At 64.3% G+C, this 15,245-nt stretch carries 17 protein-coding genes; 8 read left to right on the forward strand and 9 right to left on the reverse strand.

Going from position 1 to position 15,245, the window contains the following annotated elements; translation table 11 throughout:
- Positions 1 to 43 precede the first annotated feature (43 nt).
- On the reverse strand, positions 44 to 1,087 hold the full coding sequence (locus tag MJO58_RS14780; RefSeq protein ID WP_239719858.1) for a class I SAM-dependent methyltransferase: 1,044 nt from the start codon (positions 1,085 to 1,087) through the stop codon (positions 44 to 46).
- 85 nt (positions 1,088 to 1,172) lie between these two features.
- Here MJO58_RS14780 and MJO58_RS14785 point away from each other — a divergent pair, with 85 nt between their 5' ends.
- Both MJO58_RS14785 and MJO58_RS14790 read left to right on the forward strand, forming a co-directional pair.
- On the forward strand, positions 1,173 to 1,577 hold the full coding sequence (locus tag MJO58_RS14785; RefSeq protein ID WP_239719859.1) for a PPOX class F420-dependent oxidoreductase: 405 nt from the start codon (positions 1,173 to 1,175) through the stop codon (positions 1,575 to 1,577).
- Positions 1,578 to 1,623: 46 nt separating this feature from the next.
- Positions 1,624 to 2,436 carry an MOSC domain-containing protein gene (locus MJO58_RS14790; protein WP_239723286.1) on the forward strand — a complete coding sequence of 271 codons (813 nt, stop codon included), beginning with the start codon at positions 1,624 to 1,626 and terminating at the stop codon, positions 2,434 to 2,436.
- A 4-nt stretch (positions 2,437 to 2,440) separates the two neighbouring features.
- Here the strand turns inward: MJO58_RS14790 and MJO58_RS14795 are convergent, their stop codons facing one another.
- Both MJO58_RS14795 and MJO58_RS14800 read right to left on the reverse strand, forming a co-directional pair.
- On the reverse strand, positions 2,441 to 3,199 hold the full coding sequence (locus MJO58_RS14795) for a cutinase family protein (RefSeq protein ID WP_239719860.1): 759 nt from the start codon (positions 3,197 to 3,199) through the stop codon (positions 2,441 to 2,443).
- 189 nt (positions 3,200 to 3,388) lie between these two features.
- Positions 3,389 to 3,937, reverse strand: a complete 549-nt coding sequence (locus MJO58_RS14800; protein ID WP_239719861.1) for a thioredoxin family protein — start codon at positions 3,935 to 3,937, stop codon at positions 3,389 to 3,391.
- Between the two features lie 114 nt (positions 3,938 to 4,051).
- On the opposite strand from MJO58_RS14800, the gene MJO58_RS14805 reads away from it, so the two are divergent.
- Positions 4,052 to 4,981 (forward strand): DMT family transporter, encoded by a 930-nt coding sequence (locus tag MJO58_RS14805; RefSeq protein WP_239719862.1) that lies wholly within the window; start codon positions 4,052 to 4,054, stop codon positions 4,979 to 4,981.
- 6 nt (positions 4,982 to 4,987) lie between these two features.
- On the opposite strand, the gene MJO58_RS14810 is transcribed toward MJO58_RS14805, so the two are convergent.
- Together MJO58_RS14810 and MJO58_RS14815 are read right to left on the reverse strand one after the other, a co-directional pair.
- A complete protein-coding gene (locus MJO58_RS14810; protein WP_239719863.1) occupies positions 4,988 to 6,166 on the reverse strand; it encodes a glycosyltransferase in 1,179 nt (392 codons plus the stop codon).
- A 91-nt stretch (positions 6,167 to 6,257) separates the two neighbouring features.
- Entirely contained in the window at positions 6,258 to 6,899 is a 642-nt protein-coding gene (locus MJO58_RS14815; protein ID WP_090602749.1) for a cutinase family protein, read from the reverse strand.
- 236 nt (positions 6,900 to 7,135) lie between these two features.
- Between MJO58_RS14815 and MJO58_RS14820 the strand changes: the two genes are divergently transcribed.
- Both MJO58_RS14820 and zwf read left to right on the forward strand, forming a co-directional pair.
- Positions 7,136 to 8,020, forward strand: a complete 885-nt coding sequence (locus MJO58_RS14820) for an LLM class F420-dependent oxidoreductase (protein ID WP_239723287.1) — start codon at positions 7,136 to 7,138, stop codon at positions 8,018 to 8,020.
- 74 nt (positions 8,021 to 8,094) lie between these two features.
- Entirely contained in the window at positions 8,095 to 9,594 is a 1,500-nt protein-coding gene (zwf, locus tag MJO58_RS14825; protein ID WP_090609071.1) for a glucose-6-phosphate dehydrogenase, read from the forward strand.
- 17 nt (positions 9,595 to 9,611) lie between these two features.
- Here the strand turns inward: zwf and MJO58_RS14830 are convergent, their stop codons facing one another.
- Positions 9,612 to 11,243, reverse strand: coding sequence for an L-lactate permease (locus MJO58_RS14830; RefSeq protein WP_239719864.1), 1,632 nt, complete (start codon positions 11,241 to 11,243; stop codon positions 9,612 to 9,614).
- A 190-nt stretch (positions 11,244 to 11,433) separates the two neighbouring features.
- On the opposite strand from MJO58_RS14830, the gene MJO58_RS14835 reads away from it, so the two are divergent.
- Positions 11,434 to 11,877, forward strand: coding sequence for a limonene-1,2-epoxide hydrolase family protein (locus MJO58_RS14835; RefSeq protein WP_239719865.1), 444 nt, complete (start codon positions 11,434 to 11,436; stop codon positions 11,875 to 11,877).
- A gap of 100 nt (positions 11,878 to 11,977) precedes the next feature.
- Here the strand turns inward: MJO58_RS14835 and MJO58_RS14840 are convergent, their stop codons facing one another.
- On the reverse strand, positions 11,978 to 12,199 hold the full coding sequence (locus MJO58_RS14840; protein ID WP_239719866.1) for a hypothetical protein: 222 nt from the start codon (positions 12,197 to 12,199) through the stop codon (positions 11,978 to 11,980).
- 28 nt (positions 12,200 to 12,227) lie between these two features.
- Between MJO58_RS14840 and MJO58_RS14845 the strand changes: the two genes are divergently transcribed.
- Complete coding sequence (locus MJO58_RS14845; protein ID WP_239719867.1) at positions 12,228 to 13,055, forward strand: class I SAM-dependent methyltransferase; 828 nt, start codon at positions 12,228 to 12,230, stop codon at positions 13,053 to 13,055.
- A 123-nt stretch (positions 13,056 to 13,178) separates the two neighbouring features.
- On the opposite strand, the gene MJO58_RS14850 is transcribed toward MJO58_RS14845, so the two are convergent.
- On the reverse strand, positions 13,179 to 13,745 hold the full coding sequence (locus tag MJO58_RS14850; RefSeq protein WP_434086233.1) for an FKBP-type peptidyl-prolyl cis-trans isomerase: 567 nt from the start codon (positions 13,743 to 13,745) through the stop codon (positions 13,179 to 13,181).
- Positions 13,746 to 14,073: 328 nt separating this feature from the next.
- Between MJO58_RS14850 and MJO58_RS14855 the strand changes: the two genes are divergently transcribed.
- The gene (locus MJO58_RS14855) at positions 14,074 to 14,388 is read left to right on the forward strand and encodes a DUF732 domain-containing protein (protein ID WP_259608702.1); all 315 of its coding nucleotides are present in this window, start codon (positions 14,074 to 14,076) and stop codon (positions 14,386 to 14,388) included.
- Positions 14,389 to 14,418: 30 nt separating this feature from the next.
- Here the strand turns inward: MJO58_RS14855 and MJO58_RS14860 are convergent, their stop codons facing one another.
- Positions 14,419 to 14,982 carry an NlpC/P60 family protein gene (locus tag MJO58_RS14860; RefSeq protein ID WP_239719870.1) on the reverse strand — a complete coding sequence of 188 codons (564 nt, stop codon included), beginning with the start codon at positions 14,980 to 14,982 and terminating at the stop codon, positions 14,419 to 14,421.
- Positions 14,983 to 15,245 lie beyond the last annotated feature (263 nt).

A 15,245-nucleotide genomic window follows, 5' to 3' on the forward strand; every position in this document is an offset into this window, starting at 1 on the left:
CGACTGACACGACTGACGCTATTGACACGATTGCCACACTGACTCAAGCCACCTTGCGGTACACAAGCCAGCGCAACTCGATGGGGGAGTCCTCGCGCTCGACATCGAAAATGTCTTGGCCACTGGCCCATCCGTCGAACCAGGCCGTGGGCGGCCAGGCGCCTTCTGGCAGATGGGCTTTCTCGTACTCGTACGCCGACTCGTCGGAAACGAGTTCAAGCGACAATCCGGCGGCGGCGTTGCTTACCTCGTCGCGGGTGAAGATCATGGTGTGGCATTGCTGCCCGAGTTGTCGCGCCGCGTCGTCGGGCGTGTAGCCCTCGCGCGGCAAGAACGCGTTGAACACCAACCGTCCACCCACGGCCAGACACTGCGCGGCCAGTTCGAACATGCCGCCCAACTCCTGGGGGGTCCGGAAGTCCGGCACCACTTCGGAGAACACGACCAGCTGAAAGTCGCCGCTGACGCCCTCCATCGCCACAAAGACATCGCTTTGGATGACGTTGATATCAAGTGAATGTCGGGCAGCTTCCGCACGAATGATGTCCGCGAACTTCCCGGCCAGCTCGACCGCGTCGACCGGGTGCCCACGCTTGGCCAGGGCGAGGGCATTTCGCCCCGTGCCGGCGCCAACATCGAGTATCCGATAGGTGCTGGGGTCGTCGGCTTCATTGGCGAGCGACCAGACACGGGCATCGGGTTCGGTGCCGAACAGCGAGCCCTCGCGGGTGTCGACCCAGTTGTCGTAATCGGCCCCGATCGTTGCCCACTGAGGTTTGACACGGTAATTCAGCGTTGTGCCGAACGGTGAATTGAACTCGATGACGATGTTCGAACGCGAGGAAGCCTTGAAGGCTTTCGCTAGTTCGCCGTCCAGCACCGCTCTGAGCTGAACGGTTTCTTCGTCTGTGTAGGGTATGCCCAGGCCCGCAAAGACGGTCGTGCACATTGTGACGTATTCGTCGAGCATGCCCGGAACGGCCGGTACATGGAGCCGACCTTCGGACATCGTCCGTCGGTGCAACCGCCGGGCCATCGCTTCGCGCAGCATCGCCGGGTCGAAAGATCTGCGGTCGCGATCCTCCATCAGACTCTTGTACACGACCCAGCCGTTGACCGCACAATGGGGGACGGGATAGCCGGCGAGCTAATCGCGGCCGAGAGGGGAGTCGATGAGCGACGATGCGAACGCCCAGTTGGGCGCCGAGAAATTCGTGTCCTTGACGACGTTCAAGCGCAACGGCGATGCGGTCGCGTCGCCGATGTGGATCGTCGGCGACGGCGCGCGGCTCTCGGTGTGGACACCGGCGGACTCGTGGAAGGTCAAGCGGGTTCGGCACGATCCCCGGGTCACGCTGGTGGCGTGCGGACGAACCGGGAAGGTCACGCCCGGTCAGCCCGTCTTCGCGGGGACCGCCCAGGTGATCACCGACCCGGCTGAGGTCAGGCGCGTCCAATCGCTCATCAAACGCAAGTACGGCTTGGAATTTCGCGTGGTGACGTTCATCGAAGCGATCGCCGCCCGCGGCCGAAAGCCACGGTTCGTCCTGCAGATCGCGCTGACGCCCAGCGGGTGAACCGCAGCGATGAGCCGCGTCGAAGGCTGTGGCGAGCTGGTGGAAGATGGTCGGCATGCAGGTCGAGAGTTTGCGCCGCTATCCAGTGAAATCAATGCTCGGGGAGGAAGTCGAGACCTTGTTCGTCGACGAACGCGGCGCCGAGGGAGACCGGCGGCTCGCACTCGTGGACAGCACGACGGGGCATGTGGCCAGCGCCAAGCAGGCGCGGCTATGGCGTGATCTGTTGAAGTGCACTGCCATCGGGGACGCCGGCCGCGTCAGCATCGGGTTGCCCGACGGCACAACGGTTGCCGCCGATGATCCGGAAGTCAATGAAGTGCTCTCGCGGTTGTTGGGGCGCTCGGTCCGACTGGTCAGTAAGCGCCCCGACGGCGCGACGGTAGAGCGTCCGGACCCGGAGAAGCTGCTCGAGCTCGGGCTGGACGCCGAAGTCGCGGGCCGCATCCTGGAAATTGGACTCGCGACGCCAGGAGATTCGTTTACCGACGATGCTCCACTGCACGCGATCACCACCGCCACCTTGGATCACATCGGGGTCGAGGCGTTGCGTTACCGACCGAACCTCGTGATCGCGACCCCAGCAGGTTGCCCGCCCTATGTCGAAAATGGTTGGACGGAAAGGGAAATAGGCATCGGCACGGTGCGGCTGCGCGGCCTGGAACTCACTCCACGTTGTGTGGTGCCGACACTCGAGCACGGGCCACTGCCAAAGGCGCCGCAGGCGCTACGGACGCCGGCCGCCGAAAATCGTTTGCCTGCAGGCAGTTGCGGCCTGGCAGCATGCGCGGGGATCTACTTCACAGCCACGACGCCTGGTGTCATCCGCGTGGGCGACCGGGTCACCCTCGACCCATAATCGTCTAATTGCCGAAGCTACTGGGCGCGTGCGCCACACTGGCCGGCGCGGCCGGGCCGGTGTCGATTCGGCTGGCGGCAAAGGACGCGCCCTTGTCGATCATGGTGGCGTCGTCGGCGTAAGTGTTATGGGCGGTGAAGTTCATGCCGTCCGAACACACCGGATCCTCGTTCGCGCACACCTTGATCGTCTTGGCCTGGTAGGTCGGCCCGATGACCACCGGCGGCTCACCGAGGAAGTTCATGGCCCGCACGTTGGGCATGCCGAAAAGCACCACCGCGGCGACGTGGTCGGCGATTTCGGGTCCCAGTGGCTTGGGCACGGTTGCGGGGTCAACGCCGGCGGGCACCGCGTCTGACGTCACGAAACCCATGACCGCCGCGCCCTGAGAAAAGCCGCTGAGCACCATCTTGGTCTTGGGGCAGCTGGCGGCCATCGACACGACGTGCGCGCCCGCATCCCGAATGCCGTCGAGCCCGGTGTCCCACTCGCTGCTGGCGGGGTAATTGACGGCGTAAACGTCGACCGACTTTCCACCCTCGCGTCCGCGCAGGTTGTCGATGAAGGCCTGCCCGGTCGCGCCGACCCCCTCCGGCTCGCCGGTGCCGCGGGCGAACACCACCTGAACGTCGGGGCATGGCGCGGCCGAGGACCAGGGGACGGGTGAAAAGAGGACGGAGGCACCAAGACTCACACTTACTGCGGCCGCGGGGCCCACGAAGCGAATGACGTAGCCGGGAATCATGTCCAGAGAAATGCCCATCTCTGCCGATCACCAAACGAGTGATATTCCACACGCGTTCTTAGCAAACCGACCGAGCGTAACCTCAGTGGCCTGCTTGCCGTGTGAACAGCGCACGGCCGCAGTCGATTTCAAGCCCTGACAACGGAAGTCGCCAGCAGCGACCAGAACAGGGGAGAATCTATCGCGCGTCGACGGCGTGAAGTCGGCTCAACGCCATTTGATGCCGCACCCGATTGACGGGCGCTGATCCGCGTTGACCGGACGTCCGGCCAGCACCGCGTCGACGGCCGCCCGGACGTCGGCGCCCGTTACCGGCAGGTCGTTTTTGGGACGGGAGTCGTCGAGTTGGCCGCGGTAGACCAGTCGGCGCTCGCCGTCGAACACGAACGTGTCCGGCGTGCACGCCGCGGAGTAGGCGCGAGCAACGTCTTGCGTCGCGTCGTACAGGTACGGAAACGTCCAGCCATGGTGGCGGGCCTCGGTAACCATCTCGTCGGGGCCATCCTGCGGGTAGGTGGCGACGTCGTTGCTGGAAATTCCCACCATTGCGACGCCTTGCTCGGCGAGATCTCTGCCCAGGGCGGCCAGCCCGGGCGCGACATGCTTGACGTACGGGCAGTGGTTGCAGATGAACGTGACGACAAGCGCCGGACCGGTGAGCTCGTCGAGGCTGACCAGGGCGCCTGTTGCCGGGTCGGGCAACGTGAACGGCGGCGCGGGCGTGCCGAGGGCGAGCATTGTTGACTCGATAGCCATGCCGCCAGACTAGTCCGCGGCGACCCGGCGACCGCCGCCGATCGCGGGTACGCAAGGCTGCATCCCGTGTGGCCAGAGTTAGCGGCGTTGCAATCCGGGGTACCAGTCCGAAACATGGGGTGGGTGATTTCGCACGCCGTCGCGATCTGCTCGGGGTTGCTCGCCGCGTTTTGGGCGGCAGTCGGCATCGTCGTTCGACAACGAGTCGCCCAACGCGTCCCGACCGACGGGGACCTGTCCCGGCCGACGGTGACTAGTGTGGTTCGCCAGCCGTTGTGGTGGTCCGGGATTCTCGCCGCCGTCGCCGGCTATGTGTTCCAGGCCCTGGCCCTGGCAAATGGGTCCTTGCTGCTGGTGCAGCCACTGCTGGTGTCGTCGCTGCTGTTTGCCCTGCCGCTCAGCGCGAGGCTGTGCCATCAGCGCATCACGGGAGCCGAATGGGCATGGGCGATCGTGCTGACCGTGGCGCTGGCGGCGTTCGTGCTCGTCGGTCAGCCCCGCGAGGGCCATCACCGTTCGCCGATCCCGTCGTGGACGATGGCGGTGATGCTCACCGCGCCGCTCGTCATCGTGTGTCTGGTCGCGGCCCGGCGCACCCACGGCCGCACCCGCGCCATGTTGCTGGCGGTCACAGTTGCGGTTCTGCTGGGCATGGTGGCCGTGTTGACGAAGATCTGCACGCACCGCTACGCCGTCGGCGGATGGCACGGACTTCTGACCGTACCGGCCCCGTACCTGCTGGTCGTGCTGGCGGTGGCGGTCACCATGGTGCAGAGCTCGGCCTTTCACGCCGGCGCTTTACAAGCCTCGGTGCCGCTGATGCTGGTGGGGGAGCCCGTCGTCGCGGTGATGCTCGGCGTTATCGTGCTCGGCGAACACCTTGCGGTGCGCGGTTCGGCAGCGATTGGCCTGCTCGTCGCGATCGTCGCGATGGTGGCATCCACCGTCGCGCTAGCACGCGACCAGGCGCCCGGCGTGAGCCATCCAGCCGCCAAAGATGTTGGTACACCGCGTGCTAACGAAGACGATGTGATCATCACGTAGGCCGAGTTACCGCGGTTGCTTGACAGCGGCCTGCTCGAGGAGATCGACAGCGCGCGCAAGGCTTTCGTCAGCTTTGCTCATCAACGTGGCAACTTCGTGGGCCCGAGCCGCGCGTTCTGGGGTGAGGATGCCCTGCAGGTCGGCGATCACCGAGTCCAGGGTGCTTTCCATAAAGCCCCGTCCAGAGCCAACTTTCAGCTCTGTGACCCCTGCTGCCCAGACCGGCTGATCCAGCCAGAACCACAGGATCAGTGTGGGAACTCCGGCGCGCAGGCCCGCGGCCGTGGCGCCGGCGCCGCCATGGTGGACGACCGCGCGGCACACCGGAAAGACGGCGGCATGGTTCACCTCGGCCACGACCTTCACGTGCTCGACGTCCCAGAGACCGGCAACGTCGTTCGGGCCGGTGCAGATCAGCGCACGCTCGCCGACCCGTGCGCAGGCCTCGCTGATCACCGCGACGGTCTCCGCCGGAGAGGCAAGCGGCGTGCTGCCGAAGCCAAAGTAGATCGGAGGCGTGCCTTCGGCGATCCAGGACAACACCTCGTCGTCGGCATCGGCCTGCAGCCCCAGCGTCAGCGCGCCGACGAACAGCGGCGAAGCATCCGAATCCAGCCATTCGGCTGCCGTTCCCGGCAAGCAGATCTCGTCATATGCCTGCAGTTCTACCGTAGGCCGGGCCGAGTCCCCGGCGACCTCAGACAAGCCGAGCGCGCGGCGCTGAGCGTCGTCGGTCTCCTTGGTGATTTGCGGGCCGAATTCGCCGGACGCCAAAATCCGCGCCGGAAAATAGTGCAGCGCGCCAAGTGGAATGCCGTGGTACTCCGCGACGTTGGCGGCCAGGCCCTGCTCGTTGAAGGCCGCGACCAGCAGATCGGCTCCGGCTGCCAATGCCGTCAGCGCCGTACTCTTTTCGGCCTTGATCTCGTTGACGTGCTGGGCGATGTCGGCCCACATGGTGACCGGATTCGAGACCTTGCCAAAGAACGCAGCGGCGAAGTCCATCTGTTCCCGCGTGTCCCGGCCATAGGCGACCGCGGGCAGCCCCGCGGATTCGACGAAGGCCACCATGTTGGGCGCGACCGCCATCTGCACGTCGTGACCGCGTCGCATCAGCTCCCGCCCGACGGCGGCCAGCGGCTCGACATCGCCACGACTCCCATAGCCGGCCAGCACGCATTTCATCGGCGAAACCTCACTCGCGGTGCTGCTCGTCCGCGCACCAAATCGGCTCTGTTCGCTGCGATCCGCCGCGCGGCGCTGCGCGACGGCGCCGTTAGCGGATTCTGTTGGCCGCGAACGTCGCGGCCTGATTGGTCATTCCAGCCTGAATATACGAAACATGCGCCATGATGTTGCCGCCGCCGGAGCAGATCGGGTCGTCGGGGGCACACAAGCTGATGGTCTTGGCGGTGTAGATCGGGTTGATCGTCGGAAGCGGCTGGCCGCCCCACAGCATGCTCGAGAATTGACTGGTCGGTTCGCCGAAGAGGGCAACTGCGGCGACATGATCAGCCACCGTGGGCGGCATCGCCTGAGTGGCCAGATCGATGACCGTCGATCCCTGCGAGTATCCGCCGAGAACGAGCTTGGTGTTGGGGCAGTTGGCGACGGTGCCTCGGATGTGACCGCTTGCATCATCGGCGCCCGCGGGAGCGCTGGCGTGGTAGTCGTCGTTGGCCGGGTAGTTGACCGCGTAGACCCCGACGGACTTCCCGCCGAGCTGGGAAGTAAGGGAGTCGGTGAATGCTTGACCGATGTTCCCGAGGCCGGGCTCCTGATGCGTACCTCGAGCGAACACCACCTCGACGTCAGAGCAGGGATCGGCCGACGCGATAGGTGAAATCGGCGTGCCAACCAGCGCCCACATCATCGCTGTAGCGACGCCAACAATTCGAACAAGCCTTAGTGCACTCATTCTCAAATGCTGACATACCGACCGAGGCGACCGCACCGGCGGCTCGCTTTACCCGGGTGCGGACGGGCTGGGCCGGGGCAGATACAAAATGAGGTATTCGCCGGTGGGAAGGAACCGCATGTCCGCTCAGTTCGACTGAATAACCGGCCGACACCGCAACGATCCATCCTGGGGGATCTGAAAAGGCTTTGAAAGGCTTCGAAAGGCTAGGAAGCGTGACCGACTCGACGAGCGGGATGACGGCCGCTGCGACATCTGTAGACCGGCCGAGGCCGGTGCGAATAGGCGTCCAGCTCTGGGCGGGCGGAACACCGGACTACCCGACGTGGCGCCAGGCCGTGTTGCGCGCCGAAGAGCTCGGCGCTGACGCCATCTTCGGCTACGACCACTTTCACAAGCCGTTCATCGACATCGTCGACGGTGCCCCGCAGCTGCAGGACGAACAGCCGGAGGTCAACAACTTCGAAGCGTGGACGGCCCTCGCGTCGTGGGGCGAGATCACCAGTCGAGCCGAGATCGGATTGCTGGTCAGTGGCATGCCGTATCGCAACCCCGACCTGGTTGCCGATATGGCACGCACCGTCGATCACATCAGCGGAGGGCGTTTGATCCTGGGTCTCGGTGCCGGCTGGTATCCGCACGACTTCATCGCCTACGGATACGAATACGGCACCGTGAGATCGAGGATGGACCAGTTCGACGAAGGCTTGCAGCGCATTGAATATCGGCTCAACCATTTGACTCCCAGCCCGTTGCGTCAGATCCCCATCCTGATCGGCGGAGGCGGCGAGCGCCGCACCATTCCCGCCGCCGCGCGACACGCCCACATCTGGCACAGCTTCGAACCCATCGACGAATTCCGTCGCAAGAACGATCTCCTCAAGCGACTGGCCACCGAGGCCGGGCGCGACGAGGCCGGTATCGAACGCGCGATGGCGTGGACCGATGCCAAGACGGCCGACGCCTTCCTCGAGGAGGGCGTCACGCTGTTCACCACCGAAATCCATCCCGACGACAGCGGGTACGACTTCTCCGAGCTCGAGTCGATGCTCGCCTGGCGCAAGCAAATAAGCGGCCCGCCGAACCAGAGATACTCGTCGACCGCCACCGACCGGAGATGAACATCTGATCTCTGCGAAAAATGATCCGACGGCAGCGGCTGCGCAGACAGCGCGACAGTGGAAGTATCACGGGCGTGGCCGATAAGAAACCGCAGACGATCTCTTACCCGGCGCCGGAATCGCGTCCGCGCCGCCACGACTACGACCCGCTGGACCCCCATGTGATCGTGCTGTTCGGCGCGACCGGGGACCTGGCCAAGCGCAAGCTGATCTCGGGACTGGCCTACTTGGATCAGTCCGAGCTCGCGCCCGACATCCAGGTCGTCGCGACATCGCTGGAAGAGCTGAGCGATGACGAGTTCCGGGATATCGCCAAGAACGCGATCGATTCGTACGGCACCCACAAGCTATCGCCCGACCAGTGGGCCGACTTCTCGAAAAACGTCACCTACGTCCCGCAGGGCGCCGGGCCGCAGGCCCTCGCCAACGCGGTCGCCGAAGCCGAAGCCAACCTGGGCCCGAAGGTACGGCGACTGCACTATCTGTCCGTCCCGCCGAAAGCGGCGCGCGACGTCATCACCGCGCTGCGCGACGCGAATCTCGTCGAGCGCTCCCGAGTCGTGATGGAAAAGCCATTCGGCACCAACTTGAAAAGCGCGGTGGCCCTCAACGACTTCCTGCACGAGACGTTCGATGAATCGCAGATCTTCCGCATCGACCACTTCCTCGGCAAGGAGGCGGCGCAAAACATCCTCGCCTTCCGCTTCGCCAATGGACTGTTCGAACCGATCTGGAATCGCAACTTCATCGACCACATCCAGATCGACATTCCCGAAACCCTGGGTCTTGATCAGCGCGCGAATTTCTACGAAAGCACCGGCGCCTACAAGGACATGGTCGTCACACACTTGTTCCAGGTGATGGCGTTCGTGGTCATGGAGCCGCCCACCGCCCTCGAGCCGTATGCCATCAGCGAAGAGAAGAACAAAGTGTTCCGCTCGATGCTGCCGGTAAAGACCTCCGACGTGGTGCGCGGTCAATACAACGGGTACCGCGAGGAGCCCGGGGTGGCAAACGACTCCGACACCGAGACCTTCATCGCGCTCAAGGTCGGCATCGACAATTGGCGCTGGGCAGGCGTGCCGATCTACCTACGCACCGGCAAGAAGATGGCCGAGGGCATCCGCATCATCTCGATCGCATTCAAAGAGGCCCCGCGCAGCATGTTCCCACCGGGATCGGGAGTGGGGACCCAGGGTCCCGATCACCTGACGTTCGACCTCGCTGACAACTCCAAGGTTTCGCTGTCCTTCTACGGCAAGCGACCCGGTCCCGGGATGAAGCTGGACAAGTTGTCGATGCAGTTCTCCTCGCAGGAGATCGACACGGCCGACCAGACGCTGGAGGCCTACGAGCGGCTCATTCTCGACGCGATGCGCGGCGACCACACGCTGTTCACCACCGCCGAAGGCATCGAATCACTATGGGATCGTTCGCAAGCGCTGCTCGACGACCCGCCGCCGGCCAAGGTTTACCCGCCCGGGACGTGGGGCCCCAACGCTATTCACCAATTGATCGCCCCGAATGCGTGGCGGTTGCCGTTCGAGCGGGGCTGGCGCGAAAACAGGGCCTAGTCACGCGAGGGCCTGCGTCAGAACACCATCCACGACAGCACCGAGGCTTGCAGTCCGGATAGCACGCAGATAGAGGCCAGGAAAACTACGCTCCACAGGACCACACGGCGAAAGATGTCGCCTTCCTTGCCGTGTACGTCGACCGCCGCGGCCGCGATCGCGAGGTTCTGCGGCGAGATCATCTTGCCCAGCACGCCACCGGAGCTGTTGCCCGCGGCCATCAGCACGGGGCAGAGCCCCGCCTTGGCCGCCGCGGTCACCTGCAGGGCGCCGAATAGGGAGTTCGACGAGGTGTCGGAACCGGTAACCGCAACGCCGAGCCAGCCCAGAATGGGGGAGAACAGCGCGAAAGCGCCACCCGCCCCGGCCATCCATGTTCCCAACGTGATCGTCTGACCGGAGGCGTTCATCACGAAAGCGAGCGCCAGCACGGCCATTACGGTCAGGATCGCCCAGCGAAGCTGATACAGCGTCGCCCCATAAGCTTTGATCGCGCCGACCCCCGACAGATGCAGCACTACCATCGCGATGATGCCCGCGACGAGCATCTGGGTGCCGGGCGTGGTCAGCAGATTGAAGGTGAAGGTCGGAAGCCTCGATGGGCTGCCCGTCGCGGTGAGCAAGTGCAGTCCCGGCCAATGCACGGTGTAGGTCGCGAAGTCGAGATACTGCTTCACGATTGGGATCTGGCAGAACACGAAAATGGCAATGATGATCGCGTAGGGCGCGTAGGCGCGGACCACCTCGGCGCGCGCCTCGGGACGCAGCCTCGCGGTGAATTCGGGGGTCATCGAGTCCGCGGCGCCCCCCGCCACCACCGGGGTACGCGGTGCCGTTTGCCGACGTTTGACGCGCAGCAGTAGCACTACGGCGCCAGCGGACAGCAGCGAGGCCACCACGTCGGCCAGCGGCACCGACACGAAGTTCGAGGTGGCGAATTGGCCGATGCCGAAAACGACGCCCGCGGTGAGGGCCACGGGCCAGGTCTCCCGAATTCCGTTCCGGCCGTTGACGATTGCGACCAGAGCCAACGGGACGAAGACGGCAAGGATGGGAGTTTGACGCCCGACCATCGCGCCGAGCGTGTCGCTCGACAATCCGGATACCTTACCGAGAACGATGATGGGTGTGGCCATCGCCCCGTAGGCGACGGGCGCGGTGTTGGCGACGAGAGCCAGCACGGCGGCCTTGAGCGGCCTGAAGCCCAACGCCAGCAGCATCACCGAGGTGACCGCCACGGGCGCGCCGAATCCGGCCAGGGCTTCGAGCAGCGCGCCGAACGAAAAAGCGATGATGATCGCCTGGATACGGTGGTCGTCGCTGATGGTTGCGAAGCTTCGCCGCAGTACATCGAAATGTCCTGTCTGCACCGTCATCTGATACACCCAGATCGCATTGATCACGATCCAGAGGATCGGGAAGAACCCGAAGACGGCGCCCTCGCCGCCGGCATGCAGCGCCTGACCAATTGGCATGTGGTACACGACAACTGCGATCGCGATCGCGATGGCCAACGAGATCAGTGAAGCCATCCACGCCCGCAGACGCAAGACGCCGAGCATCACAAAGAGCATCGCCAGCGGCAAGGCGGCTACGAGTGAACTCAGACCCAGTGAATGAGCAAGAGGATCGAGGATCTGACGATACATATTGGCACTTTATGAATCACCGACGACGCGATGCCGCGGATCAATGAGCTGACAACCACGAATGTCCGCAGAAGATTTAGTGGGTGGTTAAATCAACCAATTTATTTAGGCGTAGAGTTTCCGCCAGCTTCCACGCCGGCAGCCTGCCGGCCGCAATCGATAAGACCGGCGAACAGCAAAGGAAGAAGACATGTCACACGGTGTTGCCGCAAACAACGACAACGAGCAGCTGGTGCTCGACTTCATCCACGCCTTCTACGGGCGGACCATCGACGTCGACGCGGCGATCGCTCTGGTGGCGGAGGACTTCATCTGGCAGCTGCATGTGCCGCTCTCACCCGTGATCGCCGGACGCGACGCGGCGCGCGCGGAGCTGGAGAAGCACAACAGCCTTTCGACGGGAATGATCGAGGGGAGCGAAATCCGCACGATCGTGTCGACGGGTGACACTGTCGTCGTCGAACGAATCGACGTCAATTCATTGGGCGCCGGCGAGCCGGTCACGTTCTACGTCGTCGCGGTCTTCGAGGTCCGCGACGGCGCCATCACTCACTGGCGTGAGTACTGGGACACCAGCCACGTCGCAAAGCAGATCGGTATCGAAGCGGCCCACATGTTCGACGCCCTGGCTTAGTCGGCGGACAAATCGCGCGAGCGCTTGTTGGCGTGGCCCGTGACTACCCAATGCCGCAGCTGGCAGTGGGAGATGTGGTCGTCAGTCCGCTGATGGGCGCCTACACGATGGTCTCGGCGTCGCGATTCAACGGCATCCCGGCCACTCCCGTCGTGGTGGCACGGCACGGGGCGGACGGCGTCGAAACCGTTGTGGGGAAGCGTCCGTTGCCCGGGAAGGTGTGCAGGCCCATCACGAGCGTGGCGGTACCGCCGTAGCGGAAGCCGACCTCGGCGCCTACGTGATGACGACTGGAGGCTGAGGGCCGCGAAACTGGCTGCATTGCAACAGAACAGATACTCTCGTGACCGATGTCTTCCGGCACTTCTGGCGACGCGCAAACGGGGGCCGCCGCGACGTACAACGCGGCGGCGGATGCGTTCGACGATCCGGCGAACACGTTCTGGGCCCGGTTCGGCCACGCGACCGTCGACCGGCTTGCACTGCGATCCGGCCAGCGTGTGCTCGACGTGTGTTGTGGCAGCGGCGCCTCCGCGATACCGGCGGCACAGATCGTCGGCCCCGGCGGCTCGGTGCTCGGTATCGATCTCGCCGAACGGCTACTCGCACTGGGGCGCGCCAAGGCCGAAAGATTGGCGCTGGGCAATATCGAGTTTCGCTCCGGCGACATGCTCGACCTTCAGCTGCCGCCCGAAAGCTTTGACGCAGTTGTATGCGTCTTCGGTATTTTCTTCGTACCCGACATCGGCGCCGCCGCGCGGGAGTTGTGGCGCAACGTGCGCCCGGGCGGCAAGCTCGCGATCACGACCTGGGGGCCGCGCTTCCTCGAGCCCGCCAATACGGCTTTCTGGGAATCGATTCGCCAGGTTCGGCCCGAGCTCTACAAGGGGTTCAATCCGTGGGATCGCATCTGCGATCCGGCGTCATTGGGTGAAGCGTTGCGTGAGGGCGGGGTAGCCGGGGCCGAGATTGTCGCCGAGTTCGGCGCGCACGCAATCACATCGCCCGAAGCGTGGTGGGCGGCGGTAATGGGCTCAGGTTACCGTGGCACCATCGAGCAGCTCTCACCGCAGGATCGCGACCGAGTGCACACCGCCAACCTCGATTATGTTCGGACCTCTGGGATTACGAGTGCCGAGACCAACGTCGTGTACGCGGTCGCCACCAAGAATCGATGACAAGACAACTAAAGCTGTTATGCAGCAATGCTTTACGATGCCCCACTGTAAGAAATAGTCAGCTAGGCGCATGCGCCTGCGCGACAGGAGGTTACGGCACAGTGCGTGTCGTGCCTACTCGGCTCAGCCGGCAGCGGCGAGGATTTTGATCGCGAAGATCAGCGAATCGCCCGGCCGGATGCCAGCGCTGGGCTGACCTTCGGGGTAGCCATCCGCGGGGACCATCGCGACAGCGACCGTTGAGCCGACCTGCTGCCCTGCGATGGCCTTCTGGAAGCCGGGCACGACGCCGGTAAGCGGGAAGTCAACTGGGGCGCCCCGGTCGAAGCTGCTGTCGAACACGGACCCGTCGCGGCCGTTGACGCCCATGTAGCAGACGGAGACCTTGGCAGTGGGTGAGACCACCGGCCCATTTGCGACATGCAGCGTGTGTACCTGGGTCTGGTTCACGCTGAACGGTGCAGTCACCGTCACCCGGGGAGCGGTCGTATCCGTGGGTCCGACGACGGCGATGCTGCCGGTCGTCCCCGAGAGAGTCCAATCAGGTGTTCCACCTGCCGGCGGTGCTGCGGTTGGGCACGAGCCGGCCGCGGTGGCCGTACCCGATCCAGCGAGCATCAGAACGGTAGCCGCGACGCAGCCCGCGAACACGATCGAGGAATACAACCGGAGAGACTTCACCGGCGTCACGCTACAGCCACGTGCTGCTCCGTCGTCGCGGACCCGCGAGCGTCGTTGATCGAGCTGCCGCTTTGGGCCACCTGTGCCATCAAGAAATACGAACCAAGAGAACAGAACCGTGCCCGGCTACGGGTCGCCGTCTGCGCACGGCAGTCGCCGCCGAGCAGAGTTGCCGCATTCGTCGGGACGTCGTCAATTGATGAGTCACCGGGGCGGGCCATTCGCTATTCTCCAATTGCGCTGCTTTGCATGCACTGGCGGCCGTGCTAACGCGAAAAGAACGGAAGGGAATCAAATGCCCTCACCTCGCTGGTTCGCTGGACTCGCGATCCCCATGATGGCTGGCGCTGCACTGGCTAGCAGCGCGGCGACTGCGAACGCAGTTACTCCCCAAGACGAGGTGTACCTCAATCAATTGCGCGCCGTAGGCCTGACGTGGCCGCCTCAGACGGAAGAGGCGCTCATCGGCGAGGCGCACCTCATCTGCTACGACCTCACCTGGGGCTGGACGCCGCAGCAGATCGCCGATGAGGTCCACGCGCACCTGGACAAGCGGAGCGTGACGCTGCCGGATGTCGGAACCATGGTCAACGCCGCACACTCGACGTATTGCCCGGGCAACGTGTGCGACGCTCCGTCGCTGTGCACCTAGCTAAACGCGGCCATCATCGCCCGGGGCCGCTCAGCTGATCGGCCGCCACGCACCAAGGACAGCGGACCGGTACCAGCCCTGCCGATTTCGAATCTGGACTCCGACCACATTCTGGGCACTTACGCGGCTGTCGATAATGTGTTGGTCATCGATGTAGATGACTACGTGCGACGCTTGGCTCTCACTTCCATTGGGATGCAGATAAATTAGATCTCCCGGCGCGAAGCTGCCATCTTTGGGGATGCGAGTGCCCATCGGGCCCGCTTTGCCGTCGTATTGCTGATGGACATCGCCGCTGAACTTGATCCCCAAACCGTAGTTGTACACCCACGCAGTGAAATTGGAGCAGTCCAAGCCTCGCCCGGCGCTCCAGGCAACCGGCTCATTTGGGGTGTCGGTGTCCGGATTCTCCTCGACAGCACCGGCATGGGTCGAGGCGGGCGGGTCCCAGCCGGGAATGTGGTGGTGGCGGTATTGCAGCCCCAGCGCATTGTCGGGGGAGTAGATGTAGCGCATGGCCGTCGCCAGGATTCGTTCCCGCTTCCACGTGTTCGCATCACAACCCACGCCCTGCGGGATGGCTGGGGCAGGCAACGCATCCGCTGCTGGTCCCCAACCCTGGTTCAAGTAGTGCCCCTCGGCACTCGTGCGGTACCAGTCGGAAAGCGGAACTGGGCTTTGCGGCAGCGCATCGCGGCTAGCGAAATCTGCCGTCAACGAGTCTCGGGGGCACGAGAAAGGGTAGGCCGCACCGCTGTCGCCTCGCGAGACTCCGACTGGGCCGCCGGTTGACACCGAACCGGCTACGCAGACGGCGAACAGAAGCGGGATAGGAAGCTTCACTAGATGGGTCAACG

Source organism: Mycobacterium lentiflavum, from assembly GCF_022374895.2.
Classification (GTDB): Bacteria; Actinomycetota; Actinomycetes; order Mycobacteriales; family Mycobacteriaceae; genus Mycobacterium; species Mycobacterium lentiflavum.